General features: G+C 63.3%; 6 protein-coding genes. All 6 read left to right on the top strand.

Annotated features, from left to right (window positions below; genetic code table 11):
• Positions 1 to 105: 105 nt before the first annotated feature.
• The 6 genes from GCN74_RS12775 (at position 106) to GCN74_RS12750 (ending at position 7,766) form a co-directional block, all read left to right on the top strand.
• A complete protein-coding gene (locus GCN74_RS12775) occupies positions 106 to 747 on the top strand; it encodes a DUF3108 domain-containing protein (protein WP_226939018.1) in 642 nt (213 codons plus the stop codon).
• Positions 748 to 1,512 carry a DUF3108 domain-containing protein gene (locus tag GCN74_RS12770; RefSeq protein ID WP_152257029.1) on the top strand — a complete coding sequence of 255 codons (765 nt, stop codon included), beginning with the start codon at positions 748 to 750 and terminating at the stop codon, positions 1,510 to 1,512.
• 291 nt (positions 1,513 to 1,803) lie between these two features.
• Positions 1,804 to 3,174 carry a hypothetical protein gene (locus tag GCN74_RS12765; protein WP_152257040.1) on the top strand — a complete coding sequence of 457 codons (1,371 nt, stop codon included), beginning with the start codon at positions 1,804 to 1,806 and terminating at the stop codon, positions 3,172 to 3,174.
• Entirely contained in the window at positions 3,167 to 3,922 is a 756-nt protein-coding gene (locus tag GCN74_RS12760) for a hypothetical protein (protein WP_152257028.1), read from the top strand. Before GCN74_RS12765 ends, GCN74_RS12760 begins: the two co-directional genes overlap by 8 nt.
• A gap of 8 nt (positions 3,923 to 3,930) precedes the next feature.
• Positions 3,931 to 6,762, top strand: a complete 2,832-nt coding sequence (locus GCN74_RS12755; protein WP_152257027.1) for an ATP-binding protein — start codon at positions 3,931 to 3,933, stop codon at positions 6,760 to 6,762.
• Positions 6,762 to 7,766 carry a DUF4424 family protein gene (locus GCN74_RS12750; RefSeq protein WP_193317062.1) on the top strand — a complete coding sequence of 335 codons (1,005 nt, stop codon included), beginning with the start codon at positions 6,762 to 6,764 and terminating at the stop codon, positions 7,764 to 7,766. Before GCN74_RS12755 ends, GCN74_RS12750 begins: the two co-directional genes overlap by 1 nt.
• Positions 7,767 to 7,833: the final 67 nt, after the last annotated feature.

The raw sequence follows: 7,833 nt of genomic DNA, 5'->3' as shown, positions 1-7,833 counted from the left end.
CCCGCCGTGGCAAGATCGGAAGCGCGTCGCGTCGGGCAAGCGCGATCTACAAGGTGTAGGTCTCGGCGGTCGCCGTATCATTAAACAACCTCGGCCCGGTTCGACCTGCATGTGGACCGGCGCGATGCGGACGGCACCAGGTGGCAGGGCGTGGCCGCCATGGCGTGGGACAACCGGGGCGCGACGTATCAGCTGAAGCTGGAAGTGGGCTTGAGCATGCTGATCACGCGCATCAACCTGCTGGTGCTGACGAGCGAGGGCGTGATCGACGACACGGGCGTCGTGCCCGTCACGGCCACGGAGAAACGCAAGGGCCGCGCGCAAACGGCCACGCATTTCAACCGCGACGCCAAGGCCATCACGTTTTCCGCCACGACGGCCACGGCGCCGTGGCAGGAAGGGGCGCAAGACAAGGCCAGCGTGCCGTTCCAGCTGGCCGCCATCGGCCGCGCCGACGTCAACCAGCTGGTGGGCAATATCGATATCCTCGTCGGCGAGGAAAAGGAAGCGACCGTGTTCCGTTTCCAGCTGGTGGGCGAGGAAGAACTGGACACCCAAATGGGCCGCCTGGTGACCTGGCACCTGCGCCGGCCGCCGAAACCGGGCACGTATTCGTCGCAGCTCGATATCTGGCTGGCGCCGTCCATGCAGTGGTATCCGGTACAAATACGCAATACCGAGGCGAGCGGGGCTTTGACCACGCAAACCGTCACCAAGATCACCGTCAATGACGCTACAGGAAAATAAATGATGACTCTGAACACCTTGAAACACTTGCTGGCCGCCGGCGTGCTGGCCGCCACCCTGACACCCGCCATGGCCGACGCGCCCGTGGAGCATCCCGTCATCAAGCGCCCGTACAAGCTGGCGCCATCGGCAGACCTCGTCTATTCGATCAAGGCCAGGCAGCGCGGCATCGGCTTGTCGGGCGAATCGGTCAGCAACTGGCGCGTGGGCGACGGCAAGTATGCGCTGCTGGCCGAAACCAAGGCTGCCCTGTTCGGCAAGATCCTCGAGCAGCGCAGCGAAGGCACGGTCGATGACTACGGCCTGGCGCCGTTTCAATTCGTGGAAAAGCGCTTCCGCAAGGATGCCGTCACGACCACCTTCAAGCGCGACAGCAAGACCATCGTGTTTGGCGAAGGCGATGAAACGTATCCGCTGAAAGGCGGCGAACAGGACCGCAACAGCGCCGTCTGGCAACTGGCCAGCGTGGCGCGCGCCGCGCCCGAGAAATTCGTCCCCGGCTCGGAATGGGCCTTTTTTGTCGCCGGCGCGCACGATGCCGAGCCCTGGGTCTTCAAGGTCGTCAAGGAAGAGCCGGTAGCCACGGGCATGGGGGAGGTCGCCGCCATCCACCTGGTCAAGGCGCCGCCGCCGGACAAGAAGGGCCAGCAAGTGGACCTGTGGCTGGCGCCGTCGCTGGAATGGTATCCCGTGAAGGTGACGTTCGCCGATGCGGACGGGGGCGATTACGTGGAGCAAACCTTGCAGAAGATCGTCAAGAAGTAAGTGCTTGCTACGTGTTTTTGCGTCAGATTACCAGCCCGGATGCGGAAACCGGGTGCGGGCCCGGCGGGGGGATGCGCCCGGCGGGGGCATCCCGCTTCCGCGGGAAGCGGCCATCTGCGCCGTTGGGGTTTCCGTCAATACAACACTCAAGGACTTGGCAGCCCGCACTGCCCCCTCCCGCACGCTAAATTGCATGTCAGAACTGATATACTGACGCCCCCGCCCCGCAGCGCTGCGTTAGCCCGCTGCGCCGCCCGCTGAACACTCATCCGGAAAAGAATGATTGATATAATGGCAAGTGCAGCCGTGGCTACGGATGCAAATCAGACAGAGCAAGAGCATCACGATTCCTTGCAGGCGCATTTCCAGCCCAATATTTCGGCCGATGAAATCGAGCAAGTTTTTCACTTGAAGCGGGCACAGCCCTTGCTGCAAGTGTTTACGGCCCTGTTTCATGGCGGTTTCGATGGCGTGCTGGTGCGTCTGCTGGTGTTGCGCGAGCTGGCGTCCGATGCGGCGACCTCTGCCTATACGCGCGCCGATATCAACACGAAACTCGCGTATCTGTTGCCGGAAAGCCTGGAAACGGTCTTGCTGCGCCTGCGCTCGAACCAGTTGCTGGCCTGGGATGCGCAGCAGGGCGTGTACCGCGTCACGCCCATGGCGCGCAATGTGCTGTCCGCCATCGACAGCCTGCTGGGCCTGGGCCAGACGGAAGACGAGGCGGAAATGGGTTTCCTGCTGTCGCAGGTGGCTGGTGCGCAAGCCGTGGGCGGCGTGTCGGTGGAGCAATTGCAACATTTGCTGGGCCGCCTGGTGGACTTGACGGAGGAATTTTCCGACGCCATCGCCTCCGGTTCCGAATTCCGCCTGCGCACGGCGCAAGCGAAGTGGAACATGGCCTGCGACTGGGTCGAGAAGGGGTCCGAGATCCTCGTGGCCATCACGTCCGATGAAAACGCGGACAGCGCCACGCACAAGGCGGCGCAAGCCATCGGCCGCGCGCAAAGCAAATTGCTGAACATGCAAGGCATGTTTTCGCGCGCGCTGAACCAGATCGAGCGCCAGCGGGTCCACCTGGGGCAGTCGGGCCTGTCGACCACGGATATCAAGCGCTGGCTCCTGCTGCATGAGGACCTGGCCAGCCTGGCCGAGGGCGCCATCGACCAGCCCGTCGTACCCCTGTTCTCCACGCCGGCCGAGATGATCGACGTGGCCGAAACGGAACTGCTGTCCGAACGGGCGGCAGGCGTGACCAACACGGGCCTGCCCAGCGGCGAGGACGCGCCCACCACCATCAGCGACGGACCCGCCATGCAGCTCGAACTCGATGATTTGCTCGAACGCCTGTCCAACTTTGCCAGCCTGGGCAATTTCCCCAGCATAGTCGAAGAAGGGCCGAAATCGGTGCCCGTGCAGGATTCGCTGCTGCCGGCCAGCTTTGCCGTGGCGTCCTACCGCGCCTCGATGCTGCCGCTGCTGGGCGATGTATCCGAAGCGAGCTTGCAAGGCTCGACGGCCGAACTGGCCCGCCTGCCGATTACCTTTACACCGACCGACGAGATGGTCCAGCTGACCGACCCCCACGTGGCGGCCATGTCGATCGCCTCGCTTTCACTGAATGTTTCACTTGATTTAGATGGCGCCACCTTTGATGAATGACGATTCCCAAATCCTGATTGCGCGCCTGCTCACGCATCAAACCCTGCGCCGCGACGACAAGCTCGTCAAGCGCGTGCTGTCCGACGAGCTGTTCCGCGCCGAGATCGATGCGCGCCTGCTGGCCTGCGGCTTGAAACTGCTCGACAACGTGTATGCCGACCATGTCACGCTGGCCCTGACGCGCACCATCGAGCCGAAGATCTTCGGCGCGCGCGACGTGTGGCAAAACAATAATTTCGGCCTGGCCCGCGATGGCGTGGCCTTGCTGGTGGTGCTGTGGGCGCAGATCATCCTGCCCAAGCGCGAACGTCAGGAAACGCACCAGCACGCGGACGATGACCAGAACGATATGTTTGGCACGGAAAAACCGCTGCCGCGCGCGGAAGATGCGTCGATCGGCATTTCCTACAAGGCGCTGCTGTCGGACTTCGGCGACAAGCTGGGCAAGAAGACGCGCATGGACATGAACCTGGGCACCTTGGCCAAGCTGGGCTTCATCGAGCGGCGCGGCGACTTTATCCTGGAAGGTCCGCTGCTGGACCTGATGATGGACACGGACGTGTTGAAAGAGCGCATCATCAATGGTGCCCTGGCCGACGTGTTCAAGCGCGCGCCGTCGCGCCTGGTGGCCGTCAGCGGCGATTCGCTGCTCGACGCCGACCTGGCGGACGACCTGTCCGCCGACATCGGCGACTCGCCCGACGCCGGCGATGCCGGCGACGTATCGTCGTCCGACCTCCCTCACTGAAAGCGCCCATGTTTCATATCAAATCACTTGAACTGGTGCACTGGGATTACTGGCAGCGCATCAAGAATATTCCGCTCGACGCGAAGATCATCACCATCGCGGGGCAGAACGGCTCGGGCAAGACCACCTTGCTCGACGCCTTGCGCACCTTGTTCGGCCTCGACTGCTCGATGGGCCGCACCTACAAGCACTATGCGCGCCACTCGGGCCAGCAGACGGCCTGGCTGCGCGCCGTGGTCGACAACAAGAACGTGGGCAAGCAGCTGTCGAACCGTCCGTTCCGCAGTTCCGGCTTCTTCAGCGACGATGAAGTGACCCTGTTTTGCCAGATCCAGAAGAACGGCGGCGACTGGAAGCGCCAGTATCTGATGCGTCCGGGCAATGTACAGATCGAGGACATCACGGATGCCAACGACTGGCTGGGCGTGGAAAACTACCGCAAGCGCCTGGCCAATGCGGGCCTGTCGCCCGCCATGTCGAAAGTGCTGGCGCTGGAGCAGGGCGAGACGGACAAATTGTGCGAATACGCGCCGCGCCAGCTGCTCGACCTGGTGTTCCAGGTGTTCGGCGACAAGGAAGTGCTGGACGCCTACGACGAAGCCAAGCGCCACCAGCGCGACACGGAAGTGGAACTGAAACGTTTCGAGACGGAACTCGAAGCGTCGAAAACCAACCTGGAAGGCCTGCGCCTGCGCGTGGCCAATTATCACCAGTGGGAAGGCCTGCACAAAGAGCGCCGCAACCTGCTGGAAGAAGTGCTGCCCAGCCTGCAGTACCACGAGGCGCGCGAAAAGGCCGCCGCGGCCAGCCGCCAATTGCGCGATGCGCGCAAACCGATGGCGCAGGCGGACCAGCAGCTGATGGATAAACGCAATGCGCTGGCCGCGCAGGCGAAAGCCCTGTCCGACGCGCAGATGAATGAAACCTTGCTGGAACAGGAATCGATCGGCTTGCAGAGCCGTTTGAGCCTGATCAACAGCAAGCTCAAACCGCTGGACAGCCTGCTCGAGCAGAAAGACCGCTTGCACAAGCTGGCGGCCGATTCGGGCAGCGACATCGCCGAAGTGGCGGCCCAGCTGGAACAGAAGGAAGCGGAATTGCTGCGCCAGCGCCAGCAGCGCGACGCCCTGTCGGCGCGCATTGCGGGCGAGCAGGCGACGATTGCCGCGCTGCAAGGCAAGACGGCCATGCCTGAGCCGGACAATGTGCGCGGCATGCGCCGCGCGCTGCGCGACGCGGGCATCGGCCACGCCATGCTGTCCGATATCGTCGAAGTGACGGACAGCCGCTGGCAGGGCGCCGTCGAAGGCGTGCTGGGCGGTTACGCTTCGGTGGTGCTGCTGGACAAGGCCAAGGATGCGGCTGCCGCCTACCGTTTGGCCGAGAAGGAGCGCTATCGCCACTTCATCGTGCCCGACCTGGTCACGGCGCCCGTGGCCAAGGACGAGAGCCTGCTGGCGGTGGTGAAATTTTCCGCACCCGTGCCCAGCTGGCTGATCGAGCAGCTGTCGCGCATTGCCAGGGTCGACTCCGTCGAGGCCGGTTTCAAGCTGGGCAACCATGAGGAATGGATCACGCCCGAGGCCTACCACCGCGAACGCCGCGGCGGGCGCTCCCTGTTCGTGGAAGCGTCGCGCTACCGCTTCGGCCAGGCCGGCCGCAGCGGCCGCCTGGAAGCGCTGCTGCGCTCGCTGCCGGGCCTGGAAGGACAGGAAGATACCCTGACCCTGGCGATCTCGAAACTGGCGGCCGAAGTGGGCGCCTTGAAAGCGCGCATCGCCGGCGTCGACGCGGCCAAGGAACTCAGTGCGCGCCAGGAAGAATTTGCCGAAGCGCTGCGCAATTCGAAGCCGCTGAAGGAAGAGCGCCTGGAAGTGGGCGGCCGCCTGGGCGAGCTGCAGAACCTGACGAAGAACGCCACCGTGGCGCGCACGCGCGCCGATACGGTGTGGCAGAACGCGCGCCTGGCCCTGTCCGAAGCGGAAGCGGGTTCGCGCCTGGGCTACAAGAAGCAGATCGAGCAGCGCGCCGAGCACGCGCGCGCCTTGCTGGCCCTGCGCCATGCGTGGCGCCACTTGCCGAAAAGCTGGCGCCGTCCCGCGCGCCGCGCGGCGCTCGTGGCCGAACACCAGAATGCGCACCAGGTCGACTTGCGCGTGGCCAGCCTGCAAAGCAGCCTGGCGCGCGACGACTGGGAACTGGACGCCACCGTCATCGACCAGCACCACCGCCTGTCGGACCAGTTGCATGGCCGCCAGTCGGAAACGGACGAGCGCCGCTACCAGAACAACCGCGCCATCGAAGCGACGGGCAATGCCCGCGGCGCCTACATGGAACGCTTGCGCTACACCATCAAGACCTACAGCAAGAACATCAAGGAGCTGGGCGAACTGGCCGGCATCGAAGTGCATGCCGACCCCGTGCGCCTGGAAAACGACGACGTGCAGCTGTCGCAGGCGGGCTTGCACGTGCGCTTCAAGTTCGACGGCAAGGGCGTCATCGGCATGAACGATGGCGAAGCGTCGGGCGGCCAGCAGGTGATGAAGTCGCTGGTGCTGCTGATCGGCTTGCTGAAATCGGAAGACGGTTCCGGCGGCTTCGTCTTCATCGATGAACCGTTTGCCCACCTCGACATCCGCAATATCCAATTGGTCGGCGAGTTCCTGAAAAACACGGAAGCGCAGTACCTGATGACGACGCCGTTGACGCACAACACGGATGTCTACGATCCATCGGAACTGACCTTGATTACCAGCAAGAAGAAAAAGGATACCCAATGGGCGCAACCGATCTTCGTGCTGCAGCGGCGTATCGACCCCGCACCGGGCAAGGCCGCGTGATGCGCGTGCATACCGTGCTGGCTGCAGCCGTGCTGGCGCTCGCGTGTTCGGCGCCAGCCATGGCCAACGACGGCATCGGCTCGGTCAGCGCGGGCGGCATCCTGTTCGGCAAGACCGATGCCGTGGCCATGAAAAAGGAAGTGCTCAGCGTGAGCGCGGAATTGATCAAGGTCGAGTATGAATTCCTCAACGAGTCGAAAGCGGATGTGGAAGAGACGATCTTCTTCCCCCTGCCCGAATACTCTTCCGGCTACCATGGCTCGCCCACGTATTACGGCCAGCCGCAGCAGTTTTCCGTCGAGGTGGACGGCAAGCGCAAGGCGTATCAGACGACGTTTGTCGCCAAGCTCGACAGCAATGACGTGACGGCCCGCTTGCATCAGCTGGGCTTGTCGGACGCGCAGATCGCCTATTTTCCGTCGCATACGCCGTTCGACAAGAAGGTGGCGCCGCTGACGGCTGCGCAGAGCAAGATCATGATCCGCGAAGGCTTGCTGGCCCAGCTGTACGACGAGGAATGGGTACCGGCCTGGACCGTGAAAGTCATCTACCTGTGGCAGCAGAAATTCCCCGCCGGCAAAGTCGTGCGCGTGCGCCATCAATATGCGCCATTCGTCGCGGCCGGTCCGGGCGCGTCCTACCTGGGCGATGGCAACGAGTTTGAAAAGAAATACTGCGGCGACAAGGCCTTCTACAAGACGTGGAACCGCCTGGCCGCCAAGCAGGGCGAAAGCGGCTTCGTCAATGCCGTGTGGGTCTCGTACATTTTGACGACGGGTAATACCTGGAAGAATGGCATCGAAGACTTTACCTTGAACTTGATCAAGGGCAAGCCGGACGAGCTGGTCAGCCTGTGCTTCCCCGGCACGTTCAGCAAGATCAATCCCACCACCTTGCAAGTCAAGCTGCGCAACTTCCATCCCAAGCAGGATCTGGACGTGTATTTCGGCAATGTCGAAGGCACGGTCGCCAACGACGGCGTGGCGCCGCAGATCCGGCCGTGAGCGTCTGAGCGCAGTAAACGCTGGCGGCGCGCATGTGCGCCGTCGCCAGCGTCACGCGGGAAATAAT

It is taken from the genome of Janthinobacterium sp. FT14W, assembly GCF_009208755.1.
Lineage (GTDB): Bacteria > Pseudomonadota > Gammaproteobacteria > Burkholderiales > Burkholderiaceae_D > Janthinobacterium > Janthinobacterium violaceinigrum.
The sequence above is the reverse complement of the archived record's forward strand: the minus strand, read 5'-3'. Positions and strand labels throughout refer to the sequence as shown.